The following is a 15,322-nucleotide window of genomic DNA, read 5'->3' as shown; positions in this document are numbered from 1 at the left end:
TTACCGCCTGCACGGAAACATCCGCTAACTCCTATGCGGCGTTGTGTGCGCAGTGTTCGTCCAATCCCGTTGGACGAACGGTCCGTTCACTCGGCCGGATTCGACGGGTCAGGAGAACTGGATGCCGCCGTCGATCATCACGGACTGGCCGGTCATGTAGTCGGAGTCGGGCGAGGCGAGGTAAGAGACGAACTTCGCCACGTCCTCGGGCACCGACACCCGGCCGAGGTGGATCAGCTCGGAGTACTTGTCGATCGCCGCGCCCTTGCGCAGGCCCTCGTTCTCCGCGAGCTTCTCGTCGATGTGGTCCCACATCGCGGTGCCCACGATGCCGGGGCAGTAGGCGTTGACGGTGATGCCGTGCTGCGCCCACTCCATCGCCGCCGCCTGGGTGAGCCCCCGCACCGCCCACTTCGACGCCGAGTACGGCCCCAGCAGCGGGAAGGGGCGGTACCCGACGATCGAACACGCACCGATGATCTTGCCGCCACCGCCTTGGGCGATCATCCGCTTGGCGGCGGCGGTGTAGCACAGGTGCACGCCGCGCAGGTTGATCGACATCAGGTGGTCGAACTCGTCCGGAGTGACCTCCAGCAGCGGTTTGACGTGCGCGATCCCGGCGTTCGCGATCATCACGTCCAGCTTGCCGAGGTCCGTCGCGACCTGCTCGACCATCTCGTCCACGGCCACCGGGTCGGACACGTCGGCGAGCACCGTCGTGGCCCGGTGCCCGGCGGACTCGATCTCGGCGGCGACGGCCCGCAGCGCCTCCGCGTTCGACGGGATGTCGTTGACCGCGACGTCCAGCCCGTCGGCGGCGAGCCGCAGCGCGATGCTCCGGCCGATTCCCTGCCCTGCTCCGGTGACCAGCGCTACCCGCGGCGTCGTTGCCGATGCGGCCATGAGGTGCCCTCCCGTTCGCTGTGACCCGGCCCACCCGAGCCGGATGACCCGAATGCTGCCGCGCCGCCCGCTCCCGACCAACCAGCGTTGTCACATGCTGAAAACGGCCACCTCCCGAGTGCCGTGCGCAGCCCGGAACTCGACGACTCCGCCACGCCGAGATCGAACACCCGGCGCGACGAGTCACGAACGATCCGCGCGACCTCACCGCCCCTCGTCCGGTGACCCCCACCCCGGCGAGCAATGACTCCGCCCCGCGCACACCTCCGCGATCGTGATGCCGTTTCCCCTGGTGTGCACCCCTTTCTCGCGAACTCGCGCAGGGGCGGGTGAAAATCCGAAGCAGGTCGCGGGCACGGAAAGTCACGTCGCCGGACGCCGCGCCGGGGCGTCCGGCGAGGGCACGCCGAGCCCCGTGCGCGGATCAGGAGGTGTTGCGGAGGCGGTCGAGCGTCAGCGGGAGGTGGCGGTGCCGGGTGCCGGTGGCGTGGTGGACGGCGTTGGCGATGGCGGCGGCCGTTCCGGTGGTGCCGATCTCGCCGATCCCCTTCACCCCGGCCGGGTTCAGCTCGTCGTCGTGCTCGTCGATCCAGTGCGCTTCGATCGCGCCGACGTCGGCGTTCGCCGCGACGTGGTAGCTCGCCAGGTCGTCGTTGACGAAATCGCCGTGCACCGGGTCGATCTCGCCCTGTTCGAGCAGTGCGATCGACAGGCCCATCACCATGCCGCCCAGCAGCTGCGACCGCGCGGTCCGGGGGTTGACGATGCGCCCGGCGGCGAACACGCCCAGCAGCCGGTCCACCCGGGCCTCACCGCTGTCGGCGTCCACGCGCACCGCGGCGAACTGGGCGCCGAACGCGTGCCGGGACAGCTTCGACCTGCCTGCGATGTCCTCGGTGGTGTCCGCGGTGGCCGCGAGCCCGCCGTCAGGGATGACGCCGCCGCGCTCGTCGAGGTCCGCGAGCAGCGATCGGATCGCCTTGATCATCGCCCAGCTCCAGGAGGCGGTGCCCGCCGATCCGCCCGCGAACGGCGCCGGTCCGTACGCACTGCGCCCCACCTGCACCACCACGCGCTCGGGTGGCACGCCGAGCTCGTCGGCGGCCAGCTGCAGCAGCGCGGTGCGCGCGCCGGTCCCGATGTCCGCCGCGGCGATCCGCACGGTGAACGTGCCGTCCTGCTCGGCCAACGCCGTCGCCGACGAGGGCAGCGCGAACGCGGGGAAGCTGGACGCCGCCACTCCGGTGCCGAGCAGCCAGCGCCCCTCCCGGCGCACGCCGGGTGTCCGGTCCCGGCCGTCCCAGCCGAAGCGCCGCGCGCCGTCGCGCAGGCAGCTCACCAGGTTGCGGCTGCTGAACGGCAGTCCCGAGTCGGGTTCCACGTCCGGTTCGTTGCGCACCCGCAGCTCGATCGGGTCCACGTCCAGCTCGTGCGCCAGCTCGTCCATCGCGGATTCGAGCGCGAACAGGCCCGGCATCTCCCCCGGAGCCCGCATCGGGCCGGGTGTCGGCAGGTCCACCCGCTGCACGCGGTGCGCGGTGCGCAGGTTCGGCGTCCGGTACATCACCCGGGCCACGGTGGCGGTCTGCTCGATGAACTCCCCGTAGCGCGAGGTGTGCATGATCGCCTCGTGGTCCACCGCGGTGAGCGCCCCCGAGGTGTCGGCGGCGAGCCGCACGTGCTGCACTGTCGGGGTGCGGTGCCCGGCGAGGCTGAACATCTGCTTGCGGGTCGCGACCACTTTCACCGGCCGCCGCACCAGTTTCGCGGCGAGCCCGGCCAGCACCGGGACGGAGCGGGGGAACGCCTTCGCGCCGAATCCGCCGCCGATGTGCTCGGCGACGACCCGCACCCCGCCCTCGGGCAGGCCGAACAGCGCCGCGAACTCCGGGGCCGACACGGCAGGCCCCTGATCGGAGTTGTAGAGCGTCAGCTCCTCGCCGTCCCAGCGCGCGATGGTGGCGTAGGGCTCCAGCGAGCTCGTGTGCTCGGCGGGCGTCGAGTACGTCGCGGCGATCCGGGCGGGCGCCGAGTTCCACGCCGCGTCCACGTCGCCCCGGTCGGTGGTGGAGGGGTATCCGGCGTTCACCGTCGGCGTCGTCTCCAGCTCCCGGTCCGGGTCCAGCAGCACTTGGTGCGGCTGCTGCTCGTAGTCGACGCGCACCAGCGACGCCGCTTCCCGCGCCGCCTCCGCCGAGGTGGCGACGACGGCGCCGATGATCTGGCCGCGGAACCGCACCTCGTGGTCCTGCAGGATCCACGTCTCCGGGTTGGCCCCGCGCACCAAGCGCCCCGCCGCTCCGGGTTCCATTGCGGCCAGCACTCCGGGCACGGTCAGCGCCGCGCCGAGGTCCATCGCGCCGATGCGCCCGCGCGCGATGGTGGCGGTGACGGGCCAGGCGTAGGCGGCGTCCTGCATCCGCCACTCCGACGAGTAGGTGGCCTGGCCGGTGACCTTCGCCCGCCCTTCGCTGCGGCGCAGGCCTGCGCCAGCGGCTCGTTCGACCGTGGTCATCGCGCGGCACCTCCGCCGAGATCGGCGACGACGGCGGCGAGCACGTCGGCAGCCAGGTCGATCTTGAACTCGTTGCGCGGCAGCGGCCGGGCGTCGGCGAACTCGGCGCGACCAGCGGCGCGCAGCAGCTCCGCGTCCGGTCGCCGCCCCCGCAGCGCTGGTTCGACGGCCCGCGCCCGCCACGGCTTCGGCGCCACTCCCCCGAAAGCGGCGCTGAGCCCGATGAGCGACCCATCGGCGCGCGAGGTCAGCGACACGGCCACCGACACCACGGCGAACGCGAACGACGCCCGGTCCCGGACCTTGCGGTACCGCATCCGCGCCCCCTCCGGTGGGGCGGGCAGGGACACCGCGGTGATCAGGTCGCCCGGTTCCAGCACGGTCTCCCGCTGCGGGGTGGTGCCGGGCAGCCGGTAGAAGTCGTCGAGCGGGTAGCGCTGCTCGGCGCCGTCCGCGCGCCGCACGTGCACCGCCGCGTCCAGCGCGGACAGCGCCACCGCCAGGTCCGACGGGTGCGAGGCCACGCACGAGTCGGAGGTGCCGATCACCGCGAGGTCGCGGTGCGCGCCCACGATCGCGGGGCAGCCCGAGCCCGGTTCCCGCTTGTTGCAGGGCTTGGTGGTGTCCTGGAAGTACCGGCACCTCGTGCGCTGCACCAGGTTGCCCGCCGTGGTGGCCATCGAACGCACCTGGCCGGAGGCTCCCGCGAGCACCGCCTCGGCGATCAGCGGGAACCGCCGGCGGATCTCCACGTCCCCGGCCAGGTCGCTGTTGCGCACCCCGGCTCCGATGCGCACGCCGCCGTCGGCCCCGTGCTCGATGCGGTCCAGGCCGAGCTCGGTGACGTCGACCAGCGCGCTCGGGCGCAGCACGTCGAGCTTCATCAGGTCCACGAGGTTCGTGCCGCCGCCGAGCAGCATCGCGCCGGGTCGTTGCGCGGCGAGGGAGGCGGTGGCGACGTCGGTGGCGCGGGCGTAGCTGAACGGCCTCATCGGTGCGCCCCCACCTGTGCGGCGACGTCGAGGACGGCTGCGCGGATGCCCGCGTAGGCACCGCAGCGGCACAGGTTGCCGCTCATCCGCTCCCGCACCTCGGCGTCGTCGAGGGCCGCCGCGTCCGCGACGCCGTCGGCGACGTCGGCGGTGACGTGGCTCGGCCAGCCCTCGTCGGCTTCGGTGAGCGCGCCGATCGCCGAGCAGATCTGCCCCGGAGTGCAGTAGCCGCATTGGAAACCGTCACGTTCCAGGAACGCGCGCTGCAGCGGGTGCAGGTCTTCGACGAAGTCCGGGTCTGCGTCGTCCCGCGCCGCGCCGACGCCTTCGACGGTGGTGACCGCACGGCCTTCGGCCGCCACCGCCAACAGCAGGCAGCCGTTGGCCCGCCTGCCGTCGACTAGCACCGTGCAGGCACCGCACTGCCCGTGGTCGCAGCCCTTCTTCGCTCCGGTCAGCCCCGCGTGCTCCCGCAGCGCGTCGAGCAGGGTCACCCGGTTGTCGACGGTCATGGGCAGGGCCTGCCCGTTCACGTGGAGCACCAGGTCGGTGGTGGGATCGCCGGTCATCGTCGGGTCGCACTCCTCGCGTGCGCTCGCCGCCGCGTTCGACCGGCGGCGAGTGTGGGCAACAGGTCGCCGGGCCGCGTGCACGAGCCGGGACGTCCCCACTGTGCTGCGCGGCGCGCGGGCGCTACCAGGGTCGAAATGTCCTAGGTGCGCCATGCCCACCCTCCGAGACCGCTCGCGGCGACCCCGGTAGGTTCGGCGGGGGCGGGTTCGCGCAGCACGGCCTGCGCCCCGCCGGCGGCGAGTTCTCAACCACTGCGCAGCTCATCCTGAGAGGAATTCCGTGGCAGGCAGGCAGATCCCGGTGGTGCTGGTCGCGGGCTTCCTCGGGTCGGGCAAGACGACGCTGCTCAACCACCTGCTCGCCACCGCGGGCGGCACCCGGATCGGCGTGGTCGTCAACGACTTCGGCAGCATCAACATCGACGCGATGAACGTGGCCGGCCAGGTCGACTCGATGGTGTCGCTGGGCAACGGCTGCCTGTGCTGCGCGGTCGACGCGAGCGGCCTGGACGCCATGCTGGCGCGGCTGGCGGAGCCGAGCGCGGGCATCGACGTGATCGTCGTGGAGTGCAGCGGTCTCGCCGATCCGCGCGAGCTGATCCGGATGCTGCTGGCCGGGGAGGACCCGAACACCGGCTACGGCGGGCTGGTGGAGGTGGTGGACGCCGTCGAGTTCGACGCCACCCGCCGGCGCCATCCGGAGTTCGCCGCGCACCTGCGCTACGCCGACGCGGTGGTGCTGAACAAGGTCGACCGCGTGTCGGCGGACGAGCTCGCCGCGCTGCGCGCGACGGTGGACGCCGAAGCGCCCGGCGCCCCGGTGCTGGAGGCGGTGCGCGGCCAGGTGGATCCGGCGTTCCTGTTCGACCACCCGGAACGGCCCGCCGACACCGGCCCGCGGCAACTGTCCTTCACGGACCTCCTCGCCGAGCACGACTGCTCCGAGCACGCGCATTCCGCCTACCAGAGCGTGGAATTCACCTCGGACCGGCCGCTGGACCCGCGGGCGTTGATGGGCTTCCTGGACGACCGGCCCAGCGGCCTCTACCGCATGAAAGGCACCGTCCACTTCGGAATTCCCGGGCACCGGCAGAAGTTCCTGCTCCACACCGTGGGCAACTACGTGCGATTCCACCGCGCGCCGTGGTCGAGCGGCGAAGCGCACCGCACGGCGCTGGTGCTGATCGGCACCGACCTGGACGCGGCCGACCTCCGCGCGCGCCTCGCGGACTGCGCCGCCGAGGCACCCGAGGACGCCGACGAGTACGCGATGCTGCCGGTCCTGCGCTTCACCGCCTGAGGCGGCCTCACCGCAAGTGGCGCGCGGCGTTCTCCCTCGCCTCGCCCAGTGCCTTGCTCAGCGAGCCGGTGCGCAGCGGACCGTGGCCCGGCAGCAGCACGTCCGCGCGCAGGCCCTCCAGCGAGTCCAGCGACTGCAGGGCGCGAGCACCGTCGTGGTGGAACATCGGCAGCAGCATCTGCGGCCCCTTGGCCCGCGACGTGGGATGCCCGGTGATCACCGTGTCGCCGCTGATCAGCACCCCGCGCTCCGGCAGGTGGTAGCTGCTGTGCCCGGAGGTGTGACCGTGGGTGGGCACCGGCACCGGCCTGCCCGGCAGGTCCAGCGCGCCTTCGCGGGGGAAGGGCTCGGCGGACGGGATCGCGCACGGCTTCAACGCCCCGGCCCGCAGCACGTGCGCCGCCCACGGCAGCACTCCGGGACGCCACGCGTTGGCGACGATCTGCTTCGGGGTGCACTGCTGGAGGTATTCGCGCTTCGCGTGCGCCACCTCGACCCGGTCCAGGTGGACGGGGATGCCGTACTTGCGCGTCAGGTGCGGCAGCGACCCGATGTGGTCCACGTGCGCATGCGTGACCAGGACGGCTTCCACGTCGCGCATCCGGTACCCGACCTCGCGCACCGAGGCCTCCACGGCGTCCGCGTCGTCGGGGTAACCGCCGTCGATCAGCGTCACCGAATCGTCTTCGACGAGGATGACCCAGTTGGTGCTGCTCCCGTGGACCAGGTACGTACCTTCGGCCGCCTGGACGACGCGGCTCTCGCTCATCGGATCCCCTCCCACGTCGATCATGCCGCATCGACGAGCAGCGGGAACAGCGAGGTCACCTGCGCGGTGGCACGGCGGGGCGAGCTCCGGAGCTCCGCAGTTCGGCCCGCCGCGCACCACCGGCTGGAGGGGCGTCGATCAGCTCGTCACCAGGTGCTCGCCGAGAGCGCCGTGGCCGGACACGAGCCGGACGGTGCCCTCGTGTAGGCGGTAGGACAGGCCCGCCACCGCGCACTCGCCCGTGGAGATCTTCTCGGCCAGCACGCCGGAGCGCTCCACCAGGAAGTCGGTCGTCTTGCGGATGTGCTCGTCGACCATCTCGTCGATCGAGGTGCGACCGGCGGCGCGGGCGCTGAGCACGCTCGGGTACACCCGTTCGACCACGTCGCGGACGTAGCCGGTGGGCGAGTTGCCGTCGTCGTAGGCGTTGGAGGCGGCGGTGACGGCCCCGCAGGAGTCGTGCCCGAGCACCACGACGAGCGGGGTGCCGAGCACGCCGACGCCGTACTCGATGCTGCCGAGCACTTCGGACCCGGCGACGTGCCCTGCGGTGCGCACCACGAACAGGTCGCCCAGCCCGCGGTCGAAGATGATCTCGGCGGCGAGCCGGGAGTCGGAGCAGCCGAACAGCACCGCGAACGGCGTCTGCCCCGGCGCCAGCGCGGTCCGGTGGTCGGCGTCCTGGTTCGGGTGCAGCCGGGTGCCGTCCACGAAGCGGCTGTTGCCCTGGATCAGGAGCTGGAGGGCTTCGGCGGGATTGGCCGGATCGGAGAATGGCATATTCGCAAGCTACCGCAGGTCACGCCGATTCAGCGGTGCGCGCGATCACGATGGGGCGCGGTAAGTGGCCGCGGGCCCGGCGGGCGCTCCGCGCCGGAACTCTCCGGGCGCGGGCGCTCGCGGAGAGCGACGGCGTTCGCCGCCGTTCGCACCAGCACCGACGGCCCCGTTCACCGCAGCCAGCACGACCGAGCGCCCCCGGGCAATGCGCCGAACGGGCGGAATGCGCACCCCGTCGAGGCTCGCTCCTGCACCCAACGGAGTCAACGCTGACCGCTTGACCGCTTGCCGCGACACATGACACGGTCTGCATGAGACTCAGGTCACTTACTTCCCCGTGGCCGGGACGCGGGATCGCTTCCGCTCCCCGCCCGATGCCGACGACGCCATCGCTTCCCGGCGGACCACGCTGTCCGCCCACTCCTCGCGGGAGGACAGAATCGTGCGAACCAAGGCCGCACTCCTTCACGAACCTGGTCAGGATTGGGCCGTCGACGAGATCGAGATCGGCGATCCCGTCGCGGGCGAGGTGCAGCTCCGACTGGCGGCGACGGGCCTGTGCCACTCGGACGAGCACCTGCGCACCAACGCGATGCCGGTCCCGGTGTACCCGGTGCTCGGCGGACACGAGGGCGCCGGCGTGGTCACGAAGGTCGGCCCCGGCGTCACCGGGGTGCAGGAAGGAGATCACGCGGTCCTCGGCTTCATCCCCGCGTGCGGGGTCTGCCGGCCCTGTTCGGCCGGGATGCAGAACCTCTGCGACCAGGGCGCCGGGCTGCTCACCGGTCAAGCCATCTCCGACGGCACCCACCGGGTGACCCACCGCGGAAAGCCGGTGGCCCCGATGTGCCTGCTGGGCACCTTCGCGCCGTACGTGACGGTCAACCAGTCCAGCGTCATCAAGATCGAGGACGACATCCCGCTGGAGACCGCCGCCCTGCTGGGATGCGGTGTGTCGACGGGATGGGGTTCGGCGACGGAGGTCGGCGCGACGCGTCCCGGCGACACCGTGGTCGTCGTCGGCGCCGGCGGCATCGGCATCAACGCGGTGCAGGGCGCCGCTGCCGCGGGCGCCCGCTTCGTCGCCGCGATCGACCCGGTGGAGTTCAAGCGGGAGAAGGCCGTCGAGTTCGGCGCCACCCACACCTTCGCGTCCATGGAGGAGGCGCTGGAGCCGCTGCACGACGTCACCTGGGGCCGCCTCGCGCACACCACGATCCTCACCGTCGGCGAGCTCCAGGGCAATCAGCTCGGCGAGGCGCTGGCGATCACCGGCAAGGGCGGGCAGGTCGTGGTGACCGCGCTCGCCGACATGACCGCCACCGACGCGAAGATCGGCATGTTCGAGCTCACGCTGCTGCAGAAGCGCATCCAGGGCGCGATCTTCGGCGGCGCGAGCCCGCGCACCCAGGTGCCGCGACTGCTGGAGCTCTACCGGCAGGGGCGGTTGAAGCTCGACGAGCTGGTGACCCGGACCTACTCGCTGGACGAGATCAACAAGGGCTACCAGGACATGCGGGAGGGCAAGAACCTGCGCGGCATCGTCCGCTACACCGACGCCGACTGGTGATCCGCTGAGCCGCGTCCGGGCGCGCGAGGGCGCACCGCTCTCCCCCGTCCGGACGCGGCGCGGACGGCGACCGGCGCAGCGCCGGGGTACCCGTGCTCCCGCGGCGGAACGCGCTCGGGCATGATCGCGATCATGCCGATCTTCCTCCTGCTCGGTGCGCCGATCGCCGCGCCGCAGGCCGCGCCGACCGATCCGATGCGCGTCGTGTTCGTGCTCGTGCTGGTGCTGCTGGCGATCGCCCTGGTGCTGGTGGCGCTGAGCAAGTGGCTGCGGTTCCGGCAGGGTTTCAGCGCGCAGCGCCAGCGCGAGCTGCTGTGGGCGATCCCGGTCCCGTGGGACATCCGGCAGGCGGTGCGCGAGCTGATGCGCTCCGGTGACCAGGCCCGCGCGGTCTCGGTGCTGCGCGAGGCGATTCCCGCGGTGTCGCTCTTGCAGGCCAAGTTGCTCACCGACCGGCTCGTCGAGCACGACGACCACCCCACCGGGTACGCCGAGGTCGTGCGGGAGATCCGCGAGCGCGACCCGGAACTGGACGCCCGGCTGCGCCCGCTGGTCGAGCACAAGGCGGAGATCGAGGTCGTCCGCCTGCTGCGCGAACGGCTCGGACTCGACCTCCGCATCGCCAACGAACTCGCGAAGTCCATGCACGAGTAGCTCGTCCGCTAAGGAGTCCTTTCAGAATGACCTGCGTAGCGGGTCGCTCAGCGGCCTCAGCGGCTTCCTCGCTGCCCGTTTTCTTGGCATGGCTGCGATTTCCATACCCGGCGAAATCGCTGTCCTCACGAGGAAGCCGCTGAGAACCCGCCGGTGGTCGGCCTGCTCAAGCCGGTCACTGCTCAGCGGCTCCGCCGCTGACAAGACAAGGACCGAAAGATCATTCTGAACGGACCCCTACGCGCGGGCGCTCGATCCGAGGATCGAACTCATCGCCTCGTGCAGGGCCGAGGTCGGGTCCGCGGGCAATCGCCGGGAGCGCCAGCCGATGTGCTTGTCCGGCCGGACAAGCAGCACGCCGTCCTCCTCGACCTCCCGCAGCCGGGACCAGTCGAAGTACAGGTCGGTGATTTCACGGCCGGGGCCGATCACCACGGTGTTCAGCTCCACGCCGAGCTCGTGGGCGACCTTGTCCGCGGCGTCCTTCCAGACCTGTCCGGTGATGCCGGTGAGCAGCGTGAACCCGGTGGCGGGCGCGAGGTCGTGGGTGGAGAGCTTCCGGGTGCTGTCCCCGACCCACGCGTGCGGCAACCGCGAGCCGGGAATCGTGGAGGGCTGGTAGTACAGCTCCGGGTCGCGTTCCGGTTCGGGTCGAGCGCAGCCGTCGGCGACGATCGCGGCGGACTCGTAGAACTGGCCCAGTTCCACGCCGTGGGCGTTGAACTCGTAGTCCTTGAGCTCCATCGCCGACCGCAGCGCGTCGCGCTTGGCGACGCCGTCCGGGGTGGCCGCTTTGCGCTGCTCCATGTTCTCGACCATCTCGGCGTCCGAACCCGGTTCCGCGATGCCGAGCGCTTCGAAGAACCGGCCGAACTCGCGCCCGGATCGGTTGGCGCGCAACACGATCTGCTCGGCCACCGGCGCGCGTTCCGCCGTGTAGGTCGCCAGCAGCTCTTCCGACGCCTGCCCGCGCAGGACGGCGGCGAGCTTCCACGCCAGGTTGTAGGAGTCCTGGATGGAGGTGTTGGAGCCGAGGCCGTTGCTCGGCGGGTGCTTGTGCACCGCGTCCCCGGCGCAGAACACCCGCCCGGACTGCAACCGCGTGGCGTACTGCTCGTTGTTGCCCCACAACGAGGTTCCGGTGATCTTCACGTCGAGTTCCGGCAGTCCGAGCAGCCGCCGCACGATCGCCGTGGCCCCGTCGTCGTCGAGCACCGGCGGCTCGCCGCGCACGTCGTAGCCGCACACGATCATCCACTCGTGCCAGGGCCGGACCATGCGCACCGCGGCGGTGCCGATGCCGCCGACGTTCGCTCCGGGCTGCACCACCCAGTAGAGCACCGAGGGCCGGTGCGCGACGTGCTCGGCGAGGTCCGCGCTGAAGGTGATGTTCATCGACCCGGCGGTGTCGAGCTCACCCCGCATCGGCAGCGCGACGTCCTCCGCGACCCGCGACCTCGCCCCGTCAGCACCGATCAGGTACCGGGCGCGGATGTCGTACTCGTGCCCGGTGAACCGGTCCCGCACGCGAGCGGTGACGCCGTCGGCGTCCTGCTCCAGGGACAGGTATTCGGTGGCGAACCGGGTCTGGGTGCCGCGCTGGGTGGCGTTCTTGACCAGGATGGGTTCGAGGTAGGTCTGCGGGATGTCGCAGTTCCACGACGGCGAGGCGAGCTCGTAGTCGGCGTGCCGCGCCGGGTGGGTCCCCCAGGTGCGGATCCGGCCGAGTTCCTCACCGGCGATGGCGGTGCAGAACACGGTGTCGCCCATCAGCTCGTGCGGGGTCGCCTCGGCGAGGACCTGCTGCTCGATGCCGACATCGCGGAAGATCTCCATGGTGCGCTGGTTGGTGATGTGCGCGCGGGGTGTGTTCGCGGTCCAGCGGTACTTGGTCACCATGACGTTGTCCACGCCGAGCGTGGACAGGAACAGGGCGGCCGAGGCTCCGGCCGGACCGGATCCGATGATCAGGACATCGGTCTCCACCGGGGGTCCGGATGGGGGTTCGGACACCGTCATCTGCATTCCTCCGCAACGGTCGCTGATCCGGATCGCTGCGGACGGTCCGAGCAGGGCGTTCCGTCCGCACCACCGCGCGGCGGGCCCTCTGATCGGGCTCGCCGGGCCGGTGCGGCGGCCCGAGTTCAGCACGGATTACAACCGCCGCCCCACCCATGATCAAGACTCCGGGGCGCCAAGCGGGCATTTCGTCCACAGTGGACCGAATCCGGACATCTTCCCGGAAAGCAATTTCCGCACGAAGTGAAGCCGGAACACCTCCGCGCCACTTCGCCGATTTTCGATCGTGACCCTGATCACCGCCCGATCGAATCCCGCGATCCCGGCCGCGTCACGACGAGGCGCCGAGGCGGATCACCACCCGCCCGCCGACCTTGACCGAAGGTCGGTCGCGCTGTAAAAAATCCATCAGGAAACCTGATGAACACAGCGAGGTGGCCGATGAGTGCTGCGGTGAACGACGAACGGCGAGGAGCCCCCGAGCCCTGGGGCGACACGGTGCAGGTGGAGTTCGAGGACGGCATCGCCTGGGTGACGTTGAACCGGCCGGACAAGCGCAACGCGATGAACCCGGCGCTCAACGACGAGATGGTCCGCGTGCTCGACCACCTCGAAGGCGACGACCGGTGCCGCGTGCTCGTGCTGACCGGGGCGGGCGAATCGTTCTCCGCGGGCATGGACCTCAAGGAGTACTTCCGCGAGGTCGACGCGACCGGCAGCGCCGCCGTGCAGACCAGGGTTCGCCGCGCCAGCGCCGAGTGGCAGTGGAAGCGGCTCGCGCACTGGATCAAGCCGACGATCGCGATGGTCAACGGCTGGTGCTTCGGCGGGGCCTTCACCCCGCTCGTCGCGTGCGACCTGGCCATCGCCGACGAACGCGCGCAGTTCGGGCTTTCCGAGGTGAACTGGGGAATTCCGCCCGGCGGCGTCGTCAGCCGCGCGCTCGCCGCGACCGTCAGCCAGCGCGACGCGCTGTACCACATCATGACCGGCGAGACCTTCGACGGAACCGAGGCCGCGCGCATGCGGCTGGTGAACGAGGCGGTGCCCGCCGAACGCTTGCGGGAACGCACCCGCGAGCTCGCGTCGAAGCTCGCCTCGATGAACCAGGTGGTGCTGCACGCCGCGAAGGTCGGCTACAAGGTGGCCGCGGACATGCCGTGGGACCAGTCCGAGGACTACCTGTACGCGAAGCTCGACCAGTCGCAGTTCGCCGACCAGGCCGGAGCCCGCGCGAAGGGCCTCAGCCAGTTCCTGGACGACAAGACCTACCGGCCGGGCCTGAGCACCTTCGACCCGGAGAAGTAGCGCCGCTCGGCGGAAATTCACCGCGCCGGGTCTCGCCCGCCGAGGCCCGGCGCGAGATCGTCCCAGGAGACCGCGGTCCGCGTCCGGCGGACGCCCGGCGAAAGGTGAACCCGTTGCGAAACCAGGGTCTCGGCTCCTGGCCCGTTCGGCGGGCGAGGATGACGCCGCACCGGACCGCGCTGCGCCACGACGGCAGGTCCACCACCTACGCCGAGCTCGACGTCCGGGTGCGGCGCCTCGCGCACGGCCTGCGGGCGGCGGGGGTGCGCCCCGGCGACCGGGTCGCCTACTTGGGACCGAACCATCCCGCGTACCTGGAAGTCCTGTTCGCGTGCGGCTCGACGGGGGCGGTGTTCGTGCCGGTGAACTTCCGGCTGACCGCACCGGAGATCGAGCACGTGCTCGACGATTCCGGCGCTACCCTCCTGATCCACACCTCCGAGCACGCCGCGACGGTCGCCGCGCTCACCACTCGCGCCCGCCCGGTCGCGGTGGCCGCCGACGGCGAGATCGGACTCGGCGCCGACACCCCGGCGGAACGGGTGGACTTGCCGGTGGGCACCGACGATCCGTGCCTGATCATGTACACCTCGGGTTCCACCGGCCGCGCCAAGGGCGTGGTGCTCACGCACGGGAACCTCACCTGGAACTGCGTGAACGTGCTGGTCGAAACCGACCTGGCCGCCGACGAGTGCGCGCTGGTCGCCGCTCCGCTGTTCCACGCCGCCGCGCTGGGCATGGTGTGCCTGCCCACGCTGCTCAAGGGCGGCACGGTGGTCCTGCACTCGTCCTTCGACCCGGCGGCGGCGCTGGCCGCGATCGAGCGCGAGCGGGTGACGTTGATGTTCGGCGTGCCCGCGATGTACGACGCGCTCGCCGCGCACGAGCGCTGGCTCGACACGGACCTGTCGGGAGTGCGCACCTTGCTGTGCTGCGGTTCCCCGGTGCCGACCGCGACGATCCGCCGCTACCTGGAGCGCGGGCTGAGCTTCGTGCAGGGCTACGGCATGACCGAGACCGCACCCGGGGCGCTGCTGCTGGACCGCGAGCACGCCACCGGCAAGATCGGCTCGGCCGGGGTGCCGTCGTTCTTCACCGACGTGCGCGTCGTCGGCGAGTCCGGCCGCGACGTCGACCCGCGCGAGCACGGTGAGGTCCTGGTCAGCGGCCCGAACGTGATGCCCGGCTACTGGGGCCTGCCCGCCGAGACGGCCGAGGTGCTGCGCGACGGCTGGTTCCACTCCGGTGACGTGGCCACGGTCGACGCGGACGGCTACGTCTACATCGTCGACCGCCTCAAGGACATGTTCATCTCCGGCGGCGAGAACGTGCACCCCGCCGAGGTGGAGAACGCCGTCCACGGCTTCCCCGGCGTCGCGGCCTGCGCGGTGATCGGGGTCCCGGACGCCAAGTGGGGCGAGGTGGGCCGCGCCGTCGTAGTACCCGCCCCCGGCACCACCATCGACCCCGCAGCCCTGCTGGAGTACCTGCGCGGCAGGCTCGCGGGCTACAAGGTCCCCCGCTCGGTCCGCTTCGCCGACCACCTCCCCACCACGGGCTCCGGCAAGATCCGCAAAGCAGAAGTCCGAGACCTCCACGGCGACTGACCGACCAGCTCCCCAAGACGACAAAGCCGCCACCTCAAGCCGAACCCACACTCAGGACAGCAAAGCCACCCCGCCCAGCGGCGAAGCCGTGTCTAGCGGCGAAGCCGTGCCTTGCGGCCGAAGGCCGTGCCCCGCGGCGTAGCCGTGCCTTGGGCGGCGAAGCCAGCCTGCCTTGCGGCCGAAGGCCGTGCCTGTATTCGCGCAGCGAATAGCCCACGTCCAAAAGCCGACCACCGGCGGGTTCTCAGTCGGTCTCTCGCGAGGACAGCTTTTTCCCTCGTGGCGGAGCCACTCGGGGAAAAAATGCCCCCGCGGGAGACCCACTGAGGTTAC

Annotated in this window: 12 protein-coding genes; 5 read left to right on the top strand and 7 right to left on the bottom strand. The window is 71.4% G+C overall.

All coding sequences use genetic code 11. The features are described 5' to 3' along the window. Positions 1-108: 108 nt before the first annotated feature. The 4 genes from ACWD38_RS28235 to ACWD38_RS28220 form a co-directional block, all read right to left on the bottom strand. Entirely contained in the window at positions 109-903 is a 795-nt protein-coding gene (locus ACWD38_RS28235) for an acetoin reductase (protein WP_184478502.1), read from the bottom strand. A 424-nt stretch (positions 904-1,327) separates the two neighbouring features. After that, positions 1,328-3,418 (bottom strand): xanthine dehydrogenase family protein molybdopterin-binding subunit, encoded by a 2,091-nt coding sequence (locus ACWD38_RS28230; RefSeq protein ID WP_450125269.1) that lies wholly within the window; start codon positions 3,416-3,418, stop codon positions 1,328-1,330. After that, the gene (locus ACWD38_RS28225; protein WP_184478498.1) at positions 3,415-4,410 is read right to left on the bottom strand and encodes an FAD binding domain-containing protein; all 996 of its coding nucleotides are present in this window, start codon (positions 4,408-4,410) and stop codon (positions 3,415-3,417) included. The genes ACWD38_RS28230 and ACWD38_RS28225 overlap by 4 nt, the downstream gene beginning before the upstream one ends. Continuing rightward, complete coding sequence (locus ACWD38_RS28220; RefSeq protein ID WP_450125268.1) at positions 4,407-4,979, bottom strand: 2Fe-2S iron-sulfur cluster-binding protein; 573 nt, start codon at positions 4,977-4,979, stop codon at positions 4,407-4,409. The genes ACWD38_RS28225 and ACWD38_RS28220 overlap by 4 nt, the downstream gene beginning before the upstream one ends. Before the next feature lie 283 nt (positions 4,980-5,262). Here ACWD38_RS28220 and ACWD38_RS28215 point away from each other — a divergent pair, with 283 nt between their 5' ends. Beyond that, the gene (locus ACWD38_RS28215) at positions 5,263-6,282 is read left to right on the top strand and encodes a GTP-binding protein (RefSeq protein ID WP_184478494.1); all 1,020 of its coding nucleotides are present in this window, start codon (positions 5,263-5,265) and stop codon (positions 6,280-6,282) included. 7 nt (positions 6,283-6,289) lie between these two features. On the opposite strand, the gene ACWD38_RS28210 is transcribed toward ACWD38_RS28215, so the two are convergent. Both ACWD38_RS28210 and ACWD38_RS28205 read right to left on the bottom strand, forming a co-directional pair. Then, the gene (locus tag ACWD38_RS28210) at positions 6,290-7,051 is read right to left on the bottom strand and encodes an MBL fold metallo-hydrolase (protein WP_184478492.1); all 762 of its coding nucleotides are present in this window, start codon (positions 7,049-7,051) and stop codon (positions 6,290-6,292) included. A gap of 138 nt (positions 7,052-7,189) precedes the next feature. Continuing rightward, complete coding sequence (locus ACWD38_RS28205; protein WP_184478490.1) at positions 7,190-7,831, bottom strand: carbonic anhydrase; 642 nt, start codon at positions 7,829-7,831, stop codon at positions 7,190-7,192. Positions 7,832-8,273: 442 nt separating this feature from the next. Here ACWD38_RS28205 and ACWD38_RS28200 point away from each other — a divergent pair, with 442 nt between their 5' ends. Together ACWD38_RS28200 and ACWD38_RS28195 are read left to right on the top strand one after the other, a co-directional pair. Then, complete coding sequence (locus ACWD38_RS28200; protein ID WP_184478488.1) at positions 8,274-9,401, top strand: NDMA-dependent alcohol dehydrogenase; 1,128 nt, start codon at positions 8,274-8,276, stop codon at positions 9,399-9,401. 132 nt (positions 9,402-9,533) lie between these two features. Next, positions 9,534-10,055 (top strand): hypothetical protein, encoded by a 522-nt coding sequence (locus ACWD38_RS28195; RefSeq protein ID WP_184478486.1) that lies wholly within the window; start codon positions 9,534-9,536, stop codon positions 10,053-10,055. Between the two features lie 237 nt (positions 10,056-10,292). Here the strand turns inward: ACWD38_RS28195 and ACWD38_RS28190 are convergent, their stop codons facing one another. Beyond that, a complete protein-coding gene (locus ACWD38_RS28190) occupies positions 10,293-12,074 on the bottom strand; it encodes an FAD-dependent oxidoreductase (protein ID WP_221315759.1) in 1,782 nt (593 codons plus the stop codon). A gap of 441 nt (positions 12,075-12,515) precedes the next feature. Between ACWD38_RS28190 and ACWD38_RS28185 the strand changes: the two genes are divergently transcribed. Next, the gene (locus ACWD38_RS28185; RefSeq protein ID WP_184478482.1) at positions 12,516-13,382 is read left to right on the top strand and encodes a p-hydroxycinnamoyl CoA hydratase/lyase; all 867 of its coding nucleotides are present in this window, start codon (positions 12,516-12,518) and stop codon (positions 13,380-13,382) included. Between the two features lie 113 nt (positions 13,383-13,495). Continuing rightward, on the top strand, positions 13,496-14,989 hold the full coding sequence (locus tag ACWD38_RS28180; RefSeq protein WP_450125267.1) for an acyl-CoA synthetase: 1,494 nt from the start codon (positions 13,496-13,498) through the stop codon (positions 14,987-14,989). Positions 14,990-15,322 lie beyond the last annotated feature (333 nt).

The sequence above is a fragment of the Saccharopolyspora sp. NPDC002578 genome, from assembly GCF_053592695.1.
The sequence above is the reverse complement of the archived record's forward strand: the minus strand, read 5'-3'. Positions and strand labels throughout refer to the sequence as shown.